We start from the raw sequence: 19,319 nt of genomic DNA on the forward strand, positions 1-19,319 counted from the left end.
CGGGCGGACCTCAACCACACACCCGGCGGCGCACCACGCCATGCCACACACCCCTCCCCGCCGGGACATGACAACCCGATCCAGCCACCCCAACCGCAACCACCGGGCAACACGAAAACAGGTTTCCGGCCTCCTGTCGCGACCATTCCCACGACGCAGCGGCAAGTATTCCGCGACGGCGTCAACCCACCCGCAGAGACAGCCAAAACAAACGGACCGACACTAATATCGGATCCACGGGCCCACCTGACCGCGTGGCGCCGTTTCGCACTGATAACAGCGAACATCTCGGCGCGATCGGATGCACTCAACTCGGCAAATCCGGGCGTCGGCCGGGAGGCAAATCTCACCGCTCGTAATTGTTGGCCTCCGCTGCTCGCTTTGCTGGGCTGGCCTCGCGGACATGACCTTGTGGGAGTCCATTGCCGCTCGGGTCCGCAGATCCGAGGCTCCAGGTCGGGCGCCATGTTGCGCCCGCGCCGCTCGTACCCGATCCAGGACCGGCCTGGGCCAGCCGGTCGGACGGCATAGTGATGTCGAGCCGCTTCTGTCGCTGGTCACGGATCACCTGGACCGACCAGCCCCTGAAGCCGTCGATGACGTCGGCGTCTGAGCGCAACTGGCGGCGGAAGGCACGGCCGCAGCCCTAACGGCCGGCGTCGAGGGTGGCGATCCGGCGTTTGCCGGCGGTGAGGCGGTAGCTGGCGTCCAGGAGCTCGGCTATCTCGGCCCAGTCGGTGCGCGGGGTCAGGTCGATGCCGACCCAGCCGGACGGGCCCAGGTAGGCCGGCACGTACGCGTCCGGGTTGTCGAGCAGGGCCTCGCGTTCGCCGGGCTCGGTCAGGACTATCAGGGAGTGCGGGTGGGCGACGTACTCATCATCGATTTTTATCGATCCTCCGTAGTAGGCGAAGACCTTTGTCGTGTAGAAGGCGGGGTGGCCGTGGGAGATCTTCTCGGCGGCGTCGGGGAAGGCGAGCGCCACCGCTCGGATGCGGGCCAGCAACGGGTCCGCGTCGTCGAACATGATGGGATGCGCCATCTTGACAGTTGAGCACAGGTCGGGCCTTCGGGCGATCCAGCCGTTAAGATCTCAGACTCGGGCGGCGGCGAAGGCGGCGGGCGAGGGCGACGGCGAGGGCGGGCCTAGGAGGCGGGTGTTGACCAGCATCGAGGACCTGTCGTCGCAACTGTCCGATGCTCTGGCCCAGCTCGAGGGCCTGCGGACGTTGCACGAGGTCAGCAAGGCGGTGCACGCCAGCCTCGACCTGACCCGCACCATGGACGCGGTGGTGCACGGGGTCACCAAGGCGTCCGGGTTCGAGGTCGCCGTGGTCAACCTGTTGCAGCTCGACGGGGATTTCGCCGTGGTGTCGGTCGAGGGCACCGAGGAGATCCGCCGGGAGCTGCTCGGGACGACCTCGACGCTGGAGCAGTGGCAGGAGCTGTTCGGCAAGGGCGAGCAGTGGGGGTCGCTGTTCTTCATCGACCACAAGCACGAGATGCCCGGCACGATGACGGTGTGGACCCCGGACATCCCGGTGCCGGACGAGCCCGAGGGGTGGCATCCGGAGGATTGCCTGTTCGCGCCGCTCTACGCGCCCGACGGGGAGCTCGTCGGGGTGCTCAGCGTGGACCTGCCGACGGGCGGGCGCCGGCCGGGGCTCGTACAGAGGGAGATGTTGGAGCTCTTCGCCCAGCACGCGGCGATCGCCGTGCAGCATGCGCGGCTGCATCACGAGCTCGAGGAGAAGCGGGCGCAGCTGCATCACGCGGCCACCCACGACCCGCTGACCGGGCTGGCCAACCGGACGCTGCTGCGGATGTTCACCGAGGAGGTCCGCGGGGCCGAGATGGGCGTCCTCGTGATCGACCTGGACGACTTCAAGATGATCAACGACTTGGGTGGGCACGACAGCGGCGACCTGGTGTTGCGGGTGCTGGCCGAGCGGATGCGCAAGATCGTGCGCCCGGGTGACCTGCTCGCCCGTACGGGCGGAGACGAATTCGTCGTCGTGGTGACGGGCGAGGACGTGGCGTCGGCGCTGAACAACCTGGCCGACCGCATGCATGTCGCCCTGGCCGCACCTGTCGAGACCCGGATCGGGCCTCGACAGGTGGGTGCCAGCATCGGTCACGCCTACGGTTCCGGCGACTTCGCCCAGTTGTCAGCCGCGGCCGACGCGGACATGTACCGGACGAAGCAGCGGCACCGCCGGGTGACTAGCGCCAACTATCGTTGACCGTCAGTGAGCAGGCCGAACCGGTGTTGATGACCCGGTTGGTGCCGCCCTCCCAGGTGACGGCCGAGCCGTTCTTCTTGACGTACTTGTACTCGACGCTGGTGTTCGGCGGCAGATTCACCGTGCCGCGCCACACCGGATAGGTCGCCGAGGAGAGCGCGACCCCGCCGCTCGTGTTCCAATTGCCCAGCTCGTTGCGATTACCCAGGACGAACACGTTCTCTCCCCACACCGTGGTGGCGTTGGCGGCGAAAGTGACGGCGACGGTCGTGCAAGAACTTCCACCGCCGGATGTACGGGCGTTCACGTGCAACGCGAGCATGCCGTTAGCGGGCACGGTCGCGGTGAACTGGCCGCTCGCGTCGACCGTGTAAGCCGTTCCCGAACACGTCGTCCCGCTGACGTCGCCGTTCGCGACGTCGCAGTAGGTGCCCGCCGGCAGCGACGTCTGGAAGGTCCGGCTCAGCGAGCCGCCACGGTTGAAGACGGCGTACGCGGCCGCGCCGCGCCCGAACGCGATCTGGTTGCCGCCGTTGGACCACCAGTTGGTCACCGACGTGCCCGCGGCCGCGTTGTGGAAGCCGACCAGGTTGGCCGTGGTCCGCGTACGGTGCTCGCAAGCCCAGCCGTTTCCGCAGCTCACCGCCGTGGTCGTGCCGTTCGACGACGCGGGCGGGCCCGCCTCCGGGTTGCTGAAGGTGAAGCTGCTCATCACCGACGGCGTGCCGTACGGATAGGCCAGCATGAACGCCTCGGCCAGCGCGTAGTTCGTGCCGTCCTTGTAGGTCAGTTTCGCCCGGCCGTTGCGCTGCGTGTCGTGGTTGTCGATGAAGGCGACAGCGTCGCCGCTGCCGAGCAGCATCTGCCCGGGCACGTTTTGCAGGTTCTGCAAGTTGCCGTCACGGAAGGCGTTGCCCACCACGTCGCCGTAGCGGAACTCGGTCACGTCGCCGATGCCCGTGTACTCCGACGGGCTGGGCTCGCCGGCGCCGCCCTCGATCGTCTCCTGGAAGATGTACGGGTTGCCGTTGAGCTGCCCGTAGATCGCCTGGAGGTCGGCCACCGGCACGTGCTTGGCCGCGTCGACGCGGAAACCGTCGACACCCAGGCCGATCAGATCATTGAGGTACGCGACGAGCTTGCCCCGCACATAACTGGACTCCGTCTTGAGGTCGGAGAGATCCACCAGCTCACAGTTCTGGATCTCCCACCGGTCACCCCAGTTGGCGATGTCGTCGTTGCCGTTACGCCCGCAGTGATGGAAGTCGTCGTTACCGTACGGCACCGCCGGGTAGGCGTAGTGGCTGTAGGTGGAGCCGGCCGTCCCGGTGCCGGTCGAGGCGCCGCCGGCCATGTGGTTGAGGATCGCGTCGACGTAGATCTTCACGCCGGCCGCGTGGCATGTGCTGACCATGTTCGCGAAAGCGGCCCGGTCGCCGCGCCGGGACACCAGCTGGTAGCTGACCGGCTGGTAGTCCTGCCACCACGGGTAACCCGATCCGGGCAGCACCACGTGTTCCTGCGGCGGCGACACCTGCACGCCGCCGAAGCCCTTCGGCCCGAGCACGTTTGTGCACTCGGACGCGATCGACGCCCACGGCCACTCGAAGAGGTGCACGATGACGTCGCGCGGGCCGGGATTCGCGTCCGCCTTGGCGTCGGCGTGTTCCGGTCGCCCCGCGATCAACAGGGTCATCAGGACCGCGAGCAACGCGAGAACGGAAACGTTTCTTCTCACCGGTTCTCCTTTCATTTCAGGTAGGCGCCGTCCGTGCCGACCTTGCCGGGGGCCGGGTTTCCGGGCAGCGAGAGGACGAAGACGCGGGCGTTTCCCTTGCTACCGGCATCGGCGGTCAGACTTCCGTTGGTGACGTTGCGGGATTCACCGGTCACGGCATCGACATAAGTTCCATTGGGTACGCCGGTGAAAGTCGCTCCGCCCGACAGCGTGACCAGAGCGAAGCTGTCCACGGCGCCCGAGGTGTAGCGGCGCTTGAAGGCCATGCCACCGCTGACTCCCTCGGTCGAGTACTGGCCCATCTGCAAGGCCGGAATGGCGCGCCGGATCTGGTTGAGCCGTTGCACGTGCTTGACCAGAGGCTTCGACAAAGTGGTGGCGACCTGGCCGCTGGCGCTGCTGACCACGCCGAAATCGGCGGCGGTCACCGAGCCGGCGACGTGGTCGCCGTAATAGGCGCGCCCGGTCGTGGCCAGCGGGCAGGTCGGGCCGCAGTCGATCCGCTGACCGGCCTGGAACTCGATCTCCGAGCCGTAGTACAGCGTCGGAATGCCGCGGAACGTCCACATCAGCGCCATGTTCTCGGCCCACGCATCGGTGCCGCCGGCGTACCTGGTCGACGACTTGTTCGGCCCGTAGTCGTGCGAGTCGACATAGACCGTGTTGTAGGTCGCGTCGTTCACCGAGTCGTCGGAGTCCTTGCCGTTCCAGAAAGCGTTCGGCGCGTCACCGAAGTTCATGTGCATGCGCATGTCGATGATGTTCATGCCGGAGAATTTCGTGTGATCCGGAGCGTGGTAGAGGTTGCCGTTCAGGAAGGCGTTGCCGCTGGTCGGCTGGTTGCCGGTGCCCTGCTGCTGCTCGTAGTCGAACTGCTCCCGGGCGGCCAGCGTGTCGTCGGCGCTGTAGTCCCGGCGCTCCTTCCAGGTGAAGAACTGGGCCGAGTGGTTCACCGAGCCGCGGTTCCACTTGTCGTTCACAAAGGCCGCGACCTCGCCGAAGACGTAGAAGTCCTGGGCGCGCTCCGAGCCGTACTTGGAAAGCAGTTTGCTCTGGATCGCCGGAAGGAAGCGCCGGTTCCAGGTGACGCGCGGGATGTGCACGGCGGTGTCGATGCGGAAACCGTCGACGCCCATCTCGATGTAGCGGTTGTAGACGTCGATCAGGAAGTTCTGGACGGTCGTGTTCTCGGTGTTGAGGTCGGCCAGGTCGTCGGCCAGCCAGCACGAGCGCGCGTCCTCGCCCTCCCAGTTCCCGATCCAGCACTGGTGGTAGAGACTCGACGGGAACATGCCCGAGGTCGGTGACGGCCATTGGCAGTTGTGAATCGTGTAGCCCTCGGGGCTCTTCTGGCCGGTCGGCGTTCCCCAGTTGCGGCAGGTGTTGCCGGCGGGCTCGGCGGTCTCCCAGAGGTCGCCGTTGTAGGGGCGGCCATTGGTCTCCTCGAGCGGGTTGTATTCCTGGCCGTCCTGTTTGGTGCTGTAGAGCCAATCCCATTGGCCGTCCTTGGCGCCCCAGACCTTGGGCACGAACAGGTTCTTCGCGCCCCATCGCGACGTGTGGTTGTAGACGACGTCCTGGTAGATCTTGAGGCCCTTGGCGTGTGCCTTGTCGATGAGTTCCTGATAGGTCGCGCCGGGCGATTCGAGGCGCGGATCGACCCGGTAGAAGTCCCAGCCGTGATAGCCGTGGAAGTCGTAGTCGGACCGGTTGGTGACGACCGGGGTGATCCAGATGGCGGAGAAGCCGAGGCCCTTGATGTAGTCGAGCTTGTTGATCAGCCCCTGGAAGTCGCCGCGGAACATCGGGTCGTTGTTGGCGGCGTTACCGGAGGTCACGTGCTGGCTGCCGCCGCGGTTGTTGGCCGCGTAGCCGTCGGCGAACCGCGCGGTCATGACGAAGTAGATGCTGTCCTTGCGGGGGTCACCGCCGAGCATCTGGCCCGTCGTCCCGGCCGGCGGCGGCGTGGTCGGAGCGGGGGTCGTCGGCGTCGTCACGCAGGGACTTGTACTGCCGACTACGCCGCCGCTGATCGTGACCGTACCGGCGCCGGTGCTGTAGTTGCGGCCGTTGTTGTTGTCCCAGGCGCCCTGGCCGTTGTTGAACGTGATCTGAAGACCGGTGGCGCTGCCGAGGTCGAGGTCCTTGCGGTACCAGCCGGCACACTCGGCGGCGCCCATCGCCACGCCCGGCACGGCGGTCCAGGCGCCGCCACTGGGCGCGTAGTGGATGTTGACGGTGCTCCAGGCCGCGGACGGCTTGTAGTAGACCGTGGCCGTGACGGCGGCTGCTGCTTGGTGCGGGGCCACCAGCAGCGGAGCGAGCAGGATCGTGACCAACCATCGGGGCATGGCTTTCCGATCTTTCGATTGAGGGACGTGACTCCTTTTCGGCCCATCACCTGCGGAGGAAGCGGTGACAGAGCCGTAATCCGGTGTTCACATTGGAACGGACGCTAGCAAGCGCTTGCAGGTTTTGGAAGAGTTTCCGACATGTTGCAAGTTGGTGCAGCCCGTTACGATGCGGCGATGACCATGGCGGCGCGCACCCACCTCCGCGACCGAAACCTCGGCTGGGCCGTGGCCGGGGCGCAGCTCGGGTACGCCGCCTGGTACGCGCTGTGCGCCTACGTCACACTGCGGCACGCCGCGTCGTTCGCCGGCCACTGGTACCTGCCGTCCCGCGACGACGTCTACACCGCCGAGGCCGACATCTGGGCCGGCTGGCCGTGGGCCACCTGGATCACGCTGACCGCCCCGATGGCCCCCGTGGTCGCCGGCCTGAGCCTGATCGTCTCCGCGGCAATGTTCGTGACCGGCTACGCCCGCGGCCACCGCGCTTTGTTCATCACCCTGATCGCCGGCGCCGCGGCCGCCCTCCTGACGATCACCGTCTCCCTGACCCCCGCCGCCCAGCAGGTCACCGGCTGGCTGATGGACTGACTACCGGGCTCGCAGGGGTGCGAGGACGAACCGGCAGCAGCTCACGGGCCGACTGATGAACTAACTACCGGCTGCTCACGGGACGCGACGGCGGACCGGCAGCAGCTCACGGGCCGACTGATGGGCTGGCTACCGGAAACCGCGGGCACGAGGTCGGACCGGCGGCACGGCTGATGGGCTGACTAACGGCAGCTCGCGGGGCGCGAGGGCGGACCGGTCGGAGGTCACCGGCCGGCTGAGGGGCTTACCGTCAGCGACCCGAATCCGGCTGCGGCGGTCACGTCCAGACCTGGCCCGTCCCCGGAAGCTGTGGGTGCCTCCGGCGCCGGCCCGTCCCCGGCCGTCAGTGTCGTGTCGCGGGCGATGCCCTCCTGGCGCCGCCCGTAGAGGGTCACCTCGCCGGCGCCGGACCTTGCCACGACCCGCACCGGCACCTCGCCCTCGGTGACGATGCTCCACTCCCGCACCCCGCCGGACATCCGAACCGGCAGCACCCGGTCGCCACCCGGAAGCGCCAGCTGCACAGTGTCCGCGCCGCCGCCGAGGTCGACCTCGCGCACAGTGCCGCCGCCCAGCTCGAATGTCGCGGCCCGCACGCCCGCGCTCATCCGGATGGTCCAGGCGATCCGGGCGTCGAGCACCACGTCGACCTTCCCGGTCCCGGCGACGCCGGTGGGCGCGGTGGTGAGCCGGATGGTGGTGCCCTCCACGGCGACGGCCGGGGCGAGACCGCTTCCGGGCGGGCTGCTGACCTGGACCGGGCCTACCCCCGGCCGGCCCAGCGTGAGGTTGAGCTCGCCCACGCTGCTCGCAAGGTCGAAGGCACCCGCGACGAAGGCCGGACCGCCCCCATCAGCCGTGCCACCCCCAGCCGCCAAGCTGCCCTCACCACCCGGGCGACCCTGAGCCGCCGGGCCGCCCTCGGGCCCGCGACCGCGGGCATCCGCCGCGCTGCCCGCGGATGGCGCGGTGTCCGGTGGCGAGGAACCGATCGAAGCGGCCGCGACGACCGCGCCGACGCCGAGGAGGATGACGGCGCCGAGCGCCGCGACCACCACCTTCGGCCGGCCGCGGCGCCGCTGGACGGGCAGCGCCGCCATCGCCGTCCCGTCCAGAGCGGACTCTGTCAGCGGGACCAGGGGAAACTCTTCGGTCGGAGGCTCTTCCTCCCCGCCCGCCACGGAGGTTTCCTCCCAGTAGGCGTACCCGGCCGCCCCCGACAACAACGGATAGCTGTCGGTCGGACCGTCCATCGTCGTCTCCTCGCTGCGGCCAACGGCGTCGCCCAGGGATACGGGCCGCGCCGGCGTTGCGGTTCAGAGATCAGGCAGAAGGCCTCGCGGGCTGAAGCGCCAACTCGCGCTGGTACCAGGTGCCCGGCTTGCCGCCGAGGTGGGCCGGGTCGGCCGGGCCGGCCTCGGCGAAACCGGCCTTGATCAGCACCTTTCGGGAGGCGATGTTCTGCGCGGAGGTCGCCGCGCGCAGCGTGCGCAGGCCCAGCTCGGCCGCCGCCAACTGGCACAGATCACGGACGGCCGCCGTGGCCACGCCCCGGCCGGCGACGTGCTGCGCGACCCGGTAGCCGAGCACCGCGCTGTCGTCCTCGATGTCGTAGAGGTTGAAGCGGCCGAGCACCGCGCTGTGGTCCTCGATGTCGTAGAGGTTGGAGCGGCCGAGCACCGGGCCGTCGGCGGCGACGAGCACGTAGAAGGCGCAGGCGCCGGTCTCCTGTTCGGCCAGCAGCGCGGCGTATCCCTCGGCGAACCGGTCGAAGTAGTCGTCGCCGCGGTCGGAGACCGAGGCCGCGAAGTAGGCGCGGTTGGCCAGCTCGAAGGCCAGAACCGCGGGGGCATGATCGGCGTGCAGCCGCTCCAGTTCGGGCATCGCCCGACCCTACCGGGCGAAGACTTGCGACTCGTCCTGGAAGGACTTGAACTCCAGGGCGTTGCCGGCCGGGTCACGGAAGAACATGGTCCACTGCTCCCCCGGCCGGCCCGGGAAGCGCAGGTACGGCTCGATCAGGAACTCCGTGCCGGCGGCGCGCAACCGTTCGGCCAGGTCGTGGAACTCGTCGGCGCCGAGCAGCAGCCCGAAATGCGGGATGGGAACGTCGTGGCCGTCGACCTCGCTGTCGCCGGCCGGGCGGACCGGGCCGGGCACCACGTGCGTGACCAGCTGGTGGCCGTGCAGGTTCCAGTCGATCCAGTGGTCGGACGAGCGCCCCTCGGGCAGGCCGAGCACGGTGCCGTAGAAGGCGCGGGCGGCGGCCAGGTCGTCGACCGGAATGGCCAGGTGCACAGCGGGCCGGGTGGTCATGCGACGGCTCCCAAGGTCGGTGGATCGGGCTAGCCGGCCGCGGCGGTCGACAGGATCTCGGTGACGACGCGCGCGCCGGCGTCCGGCCGGCCATGCGCGGCCGCGGCTTGCGCCATTTGATTGCGGCGGTACGGGTCGGAGAGCAGACCGCCCAGCACGGCGTACAGATTCTCCGGGTTGGCCTGCTCGCCGTCGAGTGTCGCGGCGGCGCCCGCCTCCGCGAGGTGGCGGGCGGTGACGCGCTGCTCGTCACCCGCCGAGTACGGGTACGGGACGAGCACGCTGGCCTTGCCGAGCGCGGTGAGCTCGGCGACGGTGCCGGCCCCGCTGCGCGCGACGACGACGGCGGCCGCGGCGAGCAGGTCGGGCAGCTCGTCGTGGATGAAGTCGACGACGCGGTAGCGGTGGGCCATCCACTCCGGCAGCCCGGCCGCGACCTGCCGCATCTCGTCGAGGCCGTGGCTGCCGCACTGGTGCACGATCTGGCAGTGCTCCAGCAGCCGGGGCAGCGCTCCGGTCAGCATCTGGTTGATCTGCCGGGCCCCGGTCGCGCCGCCGGTCACCAGGATGAGAGGAAGGGACGGGTCCAGCCCGTACGCCGCAATCCCTTTCTCCGGGTTTCCGTTGAGCACCGCGGGCCGGATCGGATTGCCGGTCACGACCGCACGGCTGCGCGCGCGGGCCGGCAGGTGTTCGAGGGAGGCCTCGTGGCTGAGCAGCACTCGGGTGGCGACCCGGGCCAGCAGCCGGTTGGCCAGGCCGAGGCTCAGCGTCTGCTCGTGCATGACCAGGGGCACCCGGAACAGCGCCGCCGCCAGCCCGATCGGCACCGACACGAACCCGCCCGTGCTGAACACCACCGACGGCCGCACGCGGGCCACGGTCAGCGCCGCCTGGATGATCCCGAGCGGGATGCGGAAGAGGTCGACGAAGTTGCGGGCCAGGTCGCGGGGCTTGAACGAGCGCCGCACCTTGCCGGTGGTGACCGCTTTGAAGGGGATCTCGTTGCGTACGGCAATCTTCGCTTCGAGCCCGTCGGCGACACCGACCCAGAGCAGCTCGGGCGCGGTGCCGGTCTCGGCCAGGCGGGCCTGAAGCGTGTTGACCGTGGTCAGCGCCGGGTAGGTGTGACCACCCGTACCACCGCCAGTGACGATCATGCGGAACGCGTGCAGGCGCTGGGTGCTGTAGAGGGACATGCCTAAACCACTCCGAAGATCGCAATACCGGCCGAGATCGAGGCAGTCTATCGATGCACCCTCGAGCGGATCACCGCTACGCCTCGGGCGACCGGCTCAGGCCGGCCGCGAACATGGCGTCCGCCCGGGTCAGGGCGGTGTTGAGGACCCGGCCGGCCGCGAGGAGATCCGCTTCCGGCAGGTCGCTGAACAGGTCGGCGGCGATCTCGGTGGTGGTGGCCCGGATCCGCTGCCAGAGAGCCCGGCCCTCGGGGGTCGCCTCGATGGTGGCGGGGTCGACCAGGCCCAGCGAGGCGAGGCCGTCGAGCTGCCGACGGGCCTCGGGCTCGCCGACTTTGAGGGCCTGCTCAATCGGGGCGAGGTCGCCCGGGGAGACGATGGTCAAGGTCAGGGCGACCCACTGGGGCTCGGTCACGCCCGTGCCGGCCAGCTCGCGGAGCAGGAGGGCGTTGAGGGACTTCTCCGTACGGCCGATCAGCTGCGGGCCGAAAGCGATGGTCATGACTACCTCCGATATTCGTTAGTGGCCCTAACGTTAGACCGACTAACGGGTTGTGTAAACTGGCCGGCGTGAGCGAGCGGCTGGAGAATCTGACGACGCGGGCACTGTCGATGGCCGCCATGCGCTCGGACCGGGTGGTCAACGAGCGGCTGGCCGGGGCCGGCTCCCGCAAGTGGCACTACGCCGTGCTGGCCGCGCTCGACGAGAGCGGGCCGGCGAGCCAGGCCGAGCTGAGCCGCGCCACCGGCATCTACCGCAGCGACATCGTCGCCGTCGTCAACGAGCTGGCCGACCGCGCGCTGGTCGAGCGCTCCCCCGACCCCGCCGACCGCCGGCGCAACGTGGTCACCCTGACCGCGGCCGGCCGCCGCAAGCTCGTCAAGCTCGACCTGCTCCTGCGCAGCGTCCAGGACGAGGTCTTCGCCGAGCTGACCCGCGCCGAAAGGGATCAGTTAGTGACACTACTGGCCAAGGTAGGCGGCCCGGACAGCCGAGAGCACTGAGGCTTGCTCCACAGCATCGTCCCGCCCGAACTCAAGCGGCGCCCCACCGAGAATCGCCGCCGAGACGGCATCGAACTCGAACCGATAGGCATCGGAGGTGCTGGCGTCGTGAGTGCCTGAAGGTAGGTCGTAGGAGCTGGCGTCGTCGCGAGTGCCTGAAGGTAGGTCGTAGGAGCTGGCGTCGTCGCGAGTGCCTGAAGGTAGGTCGTAGGAGCTGGCGTCGTCGTGAGTGCCTGAAGGTAGGTCGGAGGTGCTGGCGCCGTGGGTGCCTGAAGGTGAGTCGGCGAAGCGGCGCTCGGTGATGTCGCCGTGAGTGAGTTCCACGTAGCCCGCTCGGCACAACCACGGGTCGGGGATAACCAGGCGGCCCTCGGTGCCGACCACCTCCAGTTCGTCGCGGCGGGGCAGGTCGAGTCCCACGTCGAACTGGGCCAGCACCCCGTCGGCCAAGGTCAGTGTGGCCGCGACCCGGAGATCAACGCCGCCCGGGCCGTCGGGGATGTAAGTCGCACTAACGTTTATCGGTGGCCCGCCGAACAACCGGGTCGCGCTGACGCAGTAGCACCCGAGGTCGAGGAGGGCGCCGCCGCCGAGGGCGACCGACCGGCGGATGTCGTCCGGCGGGACGCTGACGGTCAGAGCGGATCTGATGAACGCGACCGAGCCGATCGCACCGGAAGCGACCAGCGAGCGGGCCAGCGCGGTCTGCGGGTGATGCCGATACATGAACCCCTCGGCGCAGACGAGCCTCCCCACCACACCGGACGCCTCGGACTCCGCCTCGGCGCGTGCGGCACCGGCCGCGGCAAGCGTTCCGGGCACAGCGGCAGCAGAGGCGCCCGCGGGCAATGGCCCGGCGGCGGAGGTCGAGGAGGGCGCCGCCGCCCAGCGCGGCGCACCGGCATCCGCACGAAGTGGCCCGCCAGCGGGGGTGTCCGCACGCAATGGCCCGGCGGCGGAGGTATCCGCACGAAATGTCCCGCCAGCGGAGGTGTCCGCACGCAATGGCCCGGCGGCGTCGGACGGGTCGGCCCTGCCGGAGCGACTGGCCGGCGTGCCGTCTGCGGCGTCGAAGCAGGCGGCGGCCTCGGCGGCGGACAGGGCGAAGGGCTTCTCGCACAAGACGTGCTTTCCCGCGCGCAATGCGGCAATTGTCCACTCGGTGTGCAGGGAGACGGGCAAGGCGATGTAGACCGCGTCGACGACATCTGAGGCCAGCAAGTCGGCGTAGGAGCCGAAGCTGTGCTCCACGCCGGTGGCGTCGGCGAAGGCTCGCGCCTTGGCGGGCGAGCGGCTGGCCACCGCCGTGAAAACCGCACGGGAGGAGTCAGCGGCTGCTGAGAGCGCTTCCCGTCCCATCGCGCCCGCCCCCAGCAAGCCCCACCGCACTCTGGTCATCCGGGCCCCTGTCTATGCGCAGGTCCTTCTCCAAGGAGGCGATCAGCTCGCGCAGGTCGTCCAGGCGCTGACTGACCAGGATCCGGTCGATCTCGTCGGGCACCCCGTCGCGGTCGTCGTCGCGGCCCAGGGACGATGTCATCTCCAGGCGGCGGGCCTCCTCCATCGAGTTCACGATGACCGCGATGAGGATGTTCAGCAAGAGATTGACCGTGATCAGCACGTAACTGACGTAGTACACCAGCGTCCACGGCGACACCGCCAGGCCGTCCTCGATGAGGCCGGGCAGCGTCTCCAGCGACAACAGCACGAACAGGGTCAGCACCGCGCGGCCGATCGTGCCGTACTCGTCGGGATAGGTGGTTCCGAAGATCAGCCAGCCTGCCATCCCGTACACATAAAACGTCACCATCGCCAGCGCGAGAAAACCGCCGACCCCCGGCAAGCTGCGCAGCAGCGCGGCCACGATGGTCCGCAGGCCGGGCGAGAAACGCACCAGCCGGACCACCCGGGCGATCCGGATGACGCGCAGCGCGGCCGAGTCGCCGTGCAGGCCGGGGATGAAGACCGCGGCGATCACCACGAAGTCGAAGATGTTCCAGCCGTGCCGCCAGAAGTCCCGGCCCGACGCCGTGATTCGCAGGGCGATCTCGACGACGAAGACAATCCGGAAAAACCATTCCAAGCCATGCAGCCACGGCGAAAGGAATTGGGGGTACGGATAGGTCTCGACGCACAGGAGCAAGGCATTCAGACCGATCATCACGACGATGAAGATCTCGAAGGCGCGGGACGAGGCGATGCGGGCGGCACGGGACTTCATCCGGTGCACGGTACGGCGCTGATCACACATCGTGGCGACCGAGCCCGGTCCGTGATTGGGTCTATCGCGTGAGCGACGAAACCGCCAGCACGCCCTGGAGAGGCCGGGTAGCGACCCCGCTGCGCCAGTTCCTGAGCACCGAGGCCGGCAGCGCCGGCGTGCTCCTGGCGGCCATCGCCGTCGCGCTCATCTGGGCCAACGTCGCCGACGGCAGCTACGAGCGGTTCTGGGCGACCGATCTGAGCATCGACCTCGGCGGCGACGGCATCCACCTGACCCTGCGCGAGTGGGTCAACAGCGGCCTCATGACGATCTTCTTCCTGGTCGTCGGCCTGGAGGCGCGGCGCGAGTTCGACCTGGGCGACCTGCGGGACCGGCGGCGGTTCATCCTGCCCGCCGCGGCCGGCATCACCGGCATGGCCCTGCCGGTCGGCATCTTCCTGGCCTTCAACGCGGGCGAGCACACGGCCGGCGGCTGGGGTGTCGCCATGTCCACCGACACCGCCCTGGCGCTGGGGCTGCTTGCTCTTGTCGGCCGCAATGTGCCCGTACAGGCGCGGCTTTTCCTCGTGACCGTCTCGGTCGTCGACGACGTGGTGGCGCTGATCGTCATCGCGGTCGCCTACACCGAGGACATCCGGCTGATGCCGCTGGCGTTCGCGGCGCTCTTCTACGCCTTCACGTTCGTGCTGGTGCGGCTGAAGATCAGGAGCGGTTTCGCGTACGTCCCGTTCGGCGTGGCCTTCTGGGTGGCGATGCTCGAGAGCGGCATCGACCCGGTGGTGTCCGGCCTGATCCTGGGTCTCACCGCGGCCGCGTACACCCCGGCCCGTGAGGCTTTGCAGGAGGCCAGCGACCTCTTCCGCTCCTTCCGCGAGCAGCCGACCCCCGAGCTGGCGCGGTATGCGCGGTTCGGGCTGGTCAGCACGCTGTCCTGGAACGATCGGCTCCAGCGCACCTGGTCGGGCTGGACCAATTATCTGATCGTGCCGCTGTTCGGCCTGGCCAACGCCGGCATCGCGATCGACGCCGGCTTCCTCGGGCGCGCGCTCACGTCGCCGGTCACGCTGGGCGTCATCGTGGCGTACGTGGTGGGCAAGCCGGTCGCCATCACGGGTGTCTCCGCGCTGATCACGTGGGTGACCAAGGGCGCCGTGCGGCCCTCGGTCGGCTGGTCGTCGGTGCTGGGCACCGGCACCATCGCCGGTATCGGCTTCACCGTGTCGTTCCTGATCGCCAACCTGGCCTTCGAGGGCGACGACCTGGCCGAGGCCAAGCTGGGTGTGCTGCTGGCCGGGGTGGGCTCGACGCTGGTCACGTGGCTGGTCTTCCGGATCACCAGCATGCAGTCGCGGCCGCGCCGGGCGGTGCTGCTGCTCGGCGACTCCGACGACATCATCGACCTGATCCCCGAGGTCGATGAGGAACGCGACCACGTGCGGGGCCCGGCGGACGCGACGGTCACGCTGGTCGAGTACGGCGACTTCCAATGCCCGTACTGCGGCCAGGCCGAGCCGATCGTGCGGGAGCTGATGACCGACGACGACCTGCGCTACGTGTGGCGGCATCTGCCGCTGACCGACGTGCACCCGCAGGCGCAGATCGCGGCCCAGGCGGCCGAGGCGGCCGGGTTGCAGGGCAAATTCTGGGAGATGCACGACCTGCTGCTGAGCCGCCAGGATCACCTGCGCATCGCCGACCTGATCGGCTACGCGGGCGAGATCGGCCTCGACCAGGACCGCTTCCACGAGGACATGATGCGCGACGAGTGCACCGACCGGATCACCGCGAACGTCGAGTCGGCCGACCTCAGCGGCGTCGCCGGCACTCCGACGTTCTTCGTCAACGGCCAACGGCATTACGGGTCGTACGACGTGGAGACGCTCAAGAAGGCGATCAAGCTGGCCCGGGTCCGGGCGAAGATCGCGTCGAAGCGGTCAGCTGTCTGACGACGTCGACGAAGAAGTCGATGTCGGCCTCGGTGGTACGCCAGTTCACGATGGCCGGGCGCAGGGCGACCTGGCCGCCGTAGACGGTCGTGCCCGCGTACACCCGGCCATCCGCGATGATCGCGGCGCCGAGGGCGCGGTTGAGCGCGTCGTCTCCGACAGCCCGGAAACAGACGATCGACAGTTGGACGTCCGCGAGCCGCTCCAGCTCCGGCGCCTCGTCGATCTTGCGGCCGAGGTACTGGGCGAGGTCGAGGTGGCGCTCGACCATGGCGCGATAACCATCTCGGCCGTACGCGGCCAGGGACGCCCAGATCGGCAGCGAGCGCGCCCGCCGCGACGACTCCGGGCCCAGCAGCGCGAAACCGCTGTTCGGATCGCCCGGTCCGGGCAGATAAGGCGCCCCCGGCATGCCGAAGGCCGCCCCGAGTCGCGCCGGTTCTTTGATCAGAGCAAAGCCGCTTTCGTACGGGACGTTGAGCCACTTGTGCCCGTCGGCGGCGATCGAGTCGGCGCGCTCGATGCCCCGTACGAGATGATCGGTCCTCGGGGACAGCGCCGCGAACAGGCCGAAAGCCCCGTCCACGTGCAGCCAGGCCCCGTGCTCCTCGGCCAGGCCGGCCAGCTCGGCGATCGGGTCGAAGTCGCCCGCGTTGACCTCACCCGCGTTGGCGATCAGCACGGCCGGCCCGTCGATCTCCGCCAGCCGCCGCCCGATCGCCGGCAGGTCGGCCCGCCCGACCGCGTCCGCCGCGTAGACCTCGACCGAATCCCGCCCATGCCCGAGCATCTGCAGCGCCTTGCGGGCGCTCGCGTGCACGTAGCCGCCCGAGAGCACGGGCATCCGCGGCAGCCCGGTCAGCCCGTCGCGGGCCACGTCGACCCCGTGCTTGCCGGCCCACCAGTGGGTGGCGCAGGACAGCGACGTGAAGTTGGCGAAGGTGGCGCTGGCGACCAGGGCACCACCCCACGAGGCGGGCAGGTTGAACAGGTCGCGCAGCCAGGCGATGGCGACCGTCTCGACCTCATGCGCGAACGGCGACGACACCCTGGAGAACGAGTTTTGGTCGAGCAGCGAGGCGGTCCAGTCGGCGGCCAGCGCCGCCGGCGTCACGCCCCCGGTGACGAAGTGGAAGAAGCGCGGCCCCGACGAGGCGGTCGCGGTCGCCGTGCCGATGCGCAGCAGCCGCTCGATGACGGCCTCGGCGCCCGGCCCGGTGTCGGGCAGCACGCCGTCGAGCTCCTCGAGCATCTTCAGGGCGGCCACGTCCTGCACGGGCCGCCCGCCGAGCGACGCGAGGTAGTCGCCGGCCGCGGCCCGGACCCGGTCGAGCGAGGCGGCGAGACCGGGATCATCCAGCGGATCAGCCATGCCTTGCAGTATGCCTACGGTTTGACCGCCACGGCAGCGTACATTCCGGCCGCCCGTGGGCTGACCCGCTCATCCGGGGGCAGATCGGACCGCCACTCGCTCACCGCGGAAACGCCGGGCTCGACCCATCGCAGCCCGTCGAAAAAGCCTTCGAACTCCTTGCGCGTACGGGCGAACGCGTCCGGCTTGCGATCCCCGAACATGGCGGCCGCGGCCGCCAGCTCCTCCGGAGTGAGGAAGTCGTACGTGATGTTGGTGGCGGCCACGTAGCTGCCCGACGGCAACGCGTCGACCAGGCGCCGCACGACGCTGCGGGCCTCGTCGTAGTCCTCGACGAAGTGCAGGACAGCGATCAGCATGAGCCCCACCGGCCGGTTCAGATCGAGCGTGCCGGCCACCGCCGGGTTGCCCAGGATCCGCTCCGGGTTGCGCAGGTCTTCCTCGATGTAGGCCGACCGCCCCTCGGGCGTGCTGGTCAGCAGCGCCCTCGCGTGGGCCATCACCATCGGGTCGTTGTCGACGTACACGACCCGGCTGGCCGGGTTGAGCCGCTGCGCCACCTCGTGGGTGTTGTCAGCGGTGGGCAGCCCCGTCCCGATGTCGAGGAACTGGTCGATCCCGGCCTCACCGGCCAGGAACCGCACCGCCCGTTGCAGGAACTTCCGGTTTTCGACGGCGAGAACCCGGATCGTCGGCACCGCCTTCTCCAGCAGGTCCCCCGACTCCCGGTCGGCCGCGAAGTTGTCCTTGCCACCGAGCCAGTAGTTGTACCGCCTCGCGGGATGCGCCACGCTCGTGTCGAGGTTGGCGGCGCGGGCCTGCGTTTCGTCCATCGGGTGCCCTTCATCCGTCCATGGTGGACACCAGACGATATCAAGAGCCGGCGCGCGGCGGGTGCGCGCTCAGCCAGGCCGCCGCCCGCCGAGCCGAGGCCCGCGACAGCCATGCGTCCTGCACCAGCTCGGCCACTTCCCTGACGGTCAGTTCACCGATCCGGCCGGCCCGCACCAGCACCGACGGATGCCCGTCGAAGTGCGAGGTGGTGAAGAAGGGCGACGCCTCGTCCTGAACGAGGGCCTGCTTGTCCGCCTCCGACTCGACCCAGAAGACGATGACGTCCGCATAGCGCTCCCCGGTCTCCGGATCGAAGGCGTCCGGCCGCGGATTCCTGAAGAAGACAAACGACTTCCGCCCCACCTGGTAGACCGGGTTGTCACCGCTCCCGTGCTCCACGGTCACATGCGGCATCCCCAGCGCCAGCGCATGCACATCCTCAACCCGAGCCGCCCGACCCTGATCCTGCGTGACCACCCCACCGTAACCAACCAACCACACCCTGCCCGGCTGACGCCGCGCTGCGATCCCCAGGCCCGACTTCCCCTGAAGCGCCGGCAACGACCCGCCGCTCGGCTCGGGACGCGCCGCCGGACACGAGCCCTGATGGCCTGCAACTACCAGGCGCTGACGATTCTGATCTGGTTCCGCAAGGCCGAGGACACCGCCCGGCTCGGCGCCGCGACTTCGACGCCGGCATTGAACTCCTGCCCGCGCGCGCCGACGCCGGCTACGACGGCGCAGGTCACCGCATCACGACTCCGACCCGGCGGCCCACCGACGGCAGACCCCTCGCCGTCGCCCACCCCGCCGTGAATCGGCTCCCGCACCGGCAGGGCGAACGCGGCTTCGCCATGCTGACCGGCCGGTGAAAACCGCTTCGGCACAGCCCCATCATCCCGATGATCCTCACAGCCGCACTCCACGACGCGCACTTCGAATATCGTCACTGCCGAAATGCGTTATCGCGCTTAATCAACTGGATGCTGCTCTTTTGCGATTGGCATGATCTACTCTTTGCTCTCGATCTCCGGGGTGCGGGATAATGATTAATGGCGCAGATGGGATTCTTTTCTAGGTCGCAAATTGCTTCTTGGCGGGATTGGTCAGGGGTGCCCAGTCATGCGCCGGAAATGGTGGAGTTCCGGCGCGATTGTGCGGAGCGGCGCCGGTGGGGACTTAAACGCAATGGCGCTTCTTTAGTCCAATGTTGTCTATGATCTCTGGTCGTGGCTGGGGCGACGAGGGTGGTCAAGGCGGCGCGGGACAGGTTGCCTGACCGGGTGGCTATCGGGGTGTTGACTAAGACGTTCCCGCCGGAGTTGGTGGATGCGGTCATCGACCAGGCGAAGGCTCGTGAGCTGCGGAAACGGTCGTTGCCGGCCCGGTTGACGGTGTATTTCACCCTGGCGATGTGGTTGTGGCGTGAGCATGGTTACGAGGAAGTGCTGCGGCAGTTGATCGACGGGCTGGGCTGGTCCGGGGCCGGCCCGGACGAGA

General features: G+C 69.0%; 19 protein-coding genes. 5 read left to right on the top strand and 14 right to left on the bottom strand.

The window, feature by feature from the left end; genetic code table 11:
- Nucleotides 1-646: 646 nt before the first annotated feature.
- Nucleotides 647-1,042, bottom strand: coding sequence for an MmcQ/YjbR family DNA-binding protein (locus CRP55_RS50780; protein ID WP_097329332.1), 396 nt, complete (start codon nt 1,040-1,042; stop codon nt 647-649).
- A gap of 118 nt (nt 1,043-1,160) precedes the next feature.
- On the opposite strand from CRP55_RS50780, the gene CRP55_RS50785 reads away from it, so the two are divergent.
- A complete protein-coding gene (locus CRP55_RS50785) occupies nt 1,161-2,243 on the top strand; it encodes a diguanylate cyclase domain-containing protein (protein WP_179855718.1) in 1,083 nt (360 codons plus the stop codon).
- Here the strand turns inward: CRP55_RS50785 and CRP55_RS50790 are convergent.
- Both CRP55_RS50790 and CRP55_RS50795 read right to left on the bottom strand, forming a co-directional pair.
- Nucleotides 2,224-3,981: a carbohydrate-binding module family 20 domain-containing protein gene (locus CRP55_RS50790; protein ID WP_245924024.1), complete on the bottom strand. Its 1,758-nt coding sequence runs from the start codon at nt 3,979-3,981 to the stop codon at nt 2,224-2,226. The genes CRP55_RS50785 and CRP55_RS50790 overlap by 20 nt on opposite strands.
- Nucleotides 3,982-3,992: 11 nt before the next feature.
- Entirely contained in the window at nt 3,993-6,332 is a 2,340-nt protein-coding gene (locus CRP55_RS50795; RefSeq protein WP_097329320.1) for an alpha-amylase family glycosyl hydrolase, read from the bottom strand.
- A 177-nt stretch (nt 6,333-6,509) separates the two neighbouring features.
- Here CRP55_RS50795 and CRP55_RS50800 point away from each other — a divergent pair, with 177 nt between their 5' ends.
- Complete coding sequence (locus tag CRP55_RS50800; RefSeq protein WP_097329321.1) at nt 6,510-6,923, top strand: hypothetical protein; 414 nt, start codon at nt 6,510-6,512, stop codon at nt 6,921-6,923.
- Between the two features lie 224 nt (nt 6,924-7,147).
- Here the strand turns inward: CRP55_RS50800 and CRP55_RS50805 are convergent, their stop codons facing one another.
- The 5 genes from CRP55_RS50805 to CRP55_RS50825 all read right to left on the bottom strand — a co-directional run bounded on the left by CRP55_RS50805 (nt 7,148) and on the right by CRP55_RS50825 (nt 10,940).
- Nucleotides 7,148-8,176 carry a hypothetical protein gene (locus tag CRP55_RS50805; RefSeq protein WP_097329322.1) on the bottom strand — a complete coding sequence of 343 codons (1,029 nt, stop codon included), beginning with the start codon at nt 8,174-8,176 and terminating at the stop codon, nt 7,148-7,150.
- Nucleotides 8,177-8,246: 70 nt separating this feature from the next.
- Nucleotides 8,247-8,807, bottom strand: coding sequence for a GNAT family N-acetyltransferase (locus CRP55_RS50810; protein WP_097329323.1), 561 nt, complete (start codon nt 8,805-8,807; stop codon nt 8,247-8,249).
- A gap of 9 nt (nt 8,808-8,816) precedes the next feature.
- Nucleotides 8,817-9,239, bottom strand: a complete 423-nt coding sequence (locus CRP55_RS50815; protein WP_097329324.1) for a VOC family protein — start codon at nt 9,237-9,239, stop codon at nt 8,817-8,819.
- A 29-nt stretch (nt 9,240-9,268) separates the two neighbouring features.
- The gene (locus CRP55_RS50820) at nt 9,269-10,438 is read right to left on the bottom strand and encodes a UDP-N-acetylglucosamine--N-acetylmuramyl-(pentapeptide) pyrophosphoryl-undecaprenol N-acetylglucosamine transferase (RefSeq protein WP_097329325.1); all 1,170 of its coding nucleotides are present in this window, start codon (nt 10,436-10,438) and stop codon (nt 9,269-9,271) included.
- 76 nt (nt 10,439-10,514) lie between these two features.
- On the bottom strand, nt 10,515-10,940 hold the full coding sequence (locus tag CRP55_RS50825) for a winged helix DNA-binding protein (protein ID WP_097329326.1): 426 nt from the start codon (nt 10,938-10,940) through the stop codon (nt 10,515-10,517).
- A gap of 68 nt (nt 10,941-11,008) precedes the next feature.
- Between CRP55_RS50825 and CRP55_RS50830 the strand changes: the two genes are divergently transcribed.
- The gene (locus tag CRP55_RS50830) at nt 11,009-11,443 is read left to right on the top strand and encodes a MarR family winged helix-turn-helix transcriptional regulator (protein ID WP_245924025.1); all 435 of its coding nucleotides are present in this window, start codon (nt 11,009-11,011) and stop codon (nt 11,441-11,443) included.
- Here CRP55_RS50830 and CRP55_RS54235 read toward each other — a convergent pair.
- Entirely contained in the window at nt 11,402-12,841 is a 1,440-nt protein-coding gene (locus CRP55_RS54235) for a Gfo/Idh/MocA family protein (RefSeq protein WP_218855221.1), read from the bottom strand. The genes CRP55_RS50830 and CRP55_RS54235 overlap by 42 nt on opposite strands.
- Nucleotides 12,771-13,664 carry an ion transporter gene (locus tag CRP55_RS50840; RefSeq protein WP_245924026.1) on the bottom strand — a complete coding sequence of 298 codons (894 nt, stop codon included), beginning with the start codon at nt 13,662-13,664 and terminating at the stop codon, nt 12,771-12,773. The genes CRP55_RS54235 and CRP55_RS50840 overlap by 71 nt, the downstream gene beginning before the upstream one ends.
- Nucleotides 13,665-13,732: 68 nt before the next feature.
- On the opposite strand from CRP55_RS50840, the gene CRP55_RS50845 reads away from it, so the two are divergent.
- Nucleotides 13,733-15,613, top strand: a complete 1,881-nt coding sequence (locus CRP55_RS50845; RefSeq protein WP_097329328.1) for a Na+/H+ antiporter NhaA — start codon at nt 13,733-13,735, stop codon at nt 15,611-15,613.
- Here the strand turns inward: CRP55_RS50845 and CRP55_RS50850 are convergent.
- The 4 genes from CRP55_RS50850 to CRP55_RS52670 all read right to left on the bottom strand — a co-directional run bounded on the left by CRP55_RS50850 (nt 15,561) and on the right by CRP55_RS52670 (nt 18,754).
- Nucleotides 15,561-16,985: a pyridoxal phosphate-dependent decarboxylase family protein gene (locus CRP55_RS50850; protein WP_097329329.1), complete on the bottom strand. Its 1,425-nt coding sequence runs from the start codon at nt 16,983-16,985 to the stop codon at nt 15,561-15,563. The genes CRP55_RS50845 and CRP55_RS50850 overlap by 53 nt on opposite strands.
- 14 nt (nt 16,986-16,999) lie before the next feature.
- Nucleotides 17,000-17,818: an SAM-dependent methyltransferase gene (locus CRP55_RS50855; RefSeq protein WP_097329330.1), complete on the bottom strand. Its 819-nt coding sequence runs from the start codon at nt 17,816-17,818 to the stop codon at nt 17,000-17,002.
- Between the two features lie 40 nt (nt 17,819-17,858).
- Nucleotides 17,859-18,296, bottom strand: a complete 438-nt coding sequence (locus CRP55_RS50860; RefSeq protein ID WP_097329331.1) for an MmcQ/YjbR family DNA-binding protein — start codon at nt 18,294-18,296, stop codon at nt 17,859-17,861.
- 140 nt (nt 18,297-18,436) lie between these two features.
- Complete coding sequence (locus CRP55_RS52670; protein ID WP_143235558.1) at nt 18,437-18,754, bottom strand: hypothetical protein; 318 nt, start codon at nt 18,752-18,754, stop codon at nt 18,437-18,439.
- Nucleotides 18,755-19,048: 294 nt separating this feature from the next.
- Here CRP55_RS52670 and CRP55_RS50865 point away from each other — a divergent pair.
- Nucleotides 19,049-19,319: transposase domain-containing protein (locus CRP55_RS50865; RefSeq protein ID WP_179855719.1), on the top strand; the 271-nt coding region annotated here is incomplete at its 3' end.

It is taken from the genome of Paractinoplanes atraurantiacus (assembly GCF_900215205.1).
Lineage (GTDB): Bacteria > Actinomycetota > Actinomycetes > Mycobacteriales > Micromonosporaceae > Actinoplanes > Actinoplanes atraurantiacus.